The organism is Herbaspirillum sp. FG34, assembly GCF_057809315.1.
In genome coordinates, this window is sequence record NZ_JBMDJS010000063.1 from 1 (window position 1) to 409 (window position 409).

At 59.9% G+C, this 409-nt stretch carries 1 protein-coding gene; it reads right to left on the reverse strand.

From position 1 onward, the window contains the following. The coding region (locus ACODSZ_RS23165) for a hypothetical protein (RefSeq protein ID WP_488928656.1) at positions 1-235 on the reverse strand (235 nt) is incomplete at its 3' end. Between the last annotated feature and the right edge of the window lie 174 nt (positions 236-409).

Below are 409 nucleotides of genomic sequence, written 5' to 3' on the forward strand. Positions count from 1 at the left end.
CCGTGACGCGGGGTTCGAAGCGGGCGCGCTTCTGTTGGGCCTGCATGCGGATCGAGGTATCGAACTGCTGCACGAAGGCCTGGGTGATGGTTTGCGTGCCGGCCATCATGGCCAGACTGCCGCCGGCAGCCAGTTCATGAGGGACCAGATTGAACGCGGCCAGTACGATGATGACCGCGAACAGGCCAAGCTGCCACTTGTGAGTGTGCAGATAGTTTTTCAGTTTGGTGTTCATATGGACTCCGAAAAGGTAATTAGAAAATTCGCCTTTCAGGTTGTCCGGATGCCCGGGCCTGCATTGCATTCGCCTTGCGCGCACCGGCTACCGTGTGCAAGGAGGGTGACTTTGCAGGTTGTCCGCGCACCACCACGGGCCTGTATCTGCCCGCAATGGTCGCGCTGGGTGGGG